This window comes from Clostridium tarantellae (assembly GCF_009295725.1).
In the GTDB taxonomy this organism is placed as follows: domain Bacteria; phylum Bacillota; class Clostridia; order Clostridiales; family Clostridiaceae; genus Sarcina; species Sarcina tarantellae.
Window position 1 is genome coordinate 1 of sequence record NZ_WHJC01000644.1, and the last position, 498, is coordinate 498.

1 protein-coding gene is annotated in these 498 nt (G+C 17.1%); it reads right to left on the bottom strand.

The genetic code is table 11. The annotated features are described in order from the left end of the window. A partial coding sequence (locus GBZ86_RS17620; protein WP_207707494.1) for a hypothetical protein occupies positions 1–498 on the bottom strand: 498 nt, incomplete at both ends.

Here is a 498-nt window from a genome sequence, read left to right on the forward strand (position 1 = left end):
GCGAAGATATTTCTGTAGAAATATTTGGAGCTTCTACTATATTGATTACTTTTAATTGATAAAATAAAATTTCATTGGTATTAATCTTATATACAGGTTTCAATTTAAATCCAGTAAAATTATGGTTTGATATAAAATTTCCTAACTGTTTATTTATAAAATATAATTCAGTTATTCCATTATAATAACCTTGAAATTGAACTTTTTTTACAATATCTTTATTAGATATAAGATTTTCATTATTATCTAAAACTACAAAATCTTCAGTTAAACTAATTAATTTAAATTTTTCAAAATTATATAATTCACATTTTTTAGACATATTATTTTGATATTCATTTAATATTAATTGAAAATATTCTAAATTTTTAAAATCATTTTTATAATAATCAATATCTATGCATTCATAAATTAATATATGTTTACCTATTATCAAATTGTTGTTATATATAAATTCAAGAAATAATTTATGATCATATGAATTATATTCTATAGGAG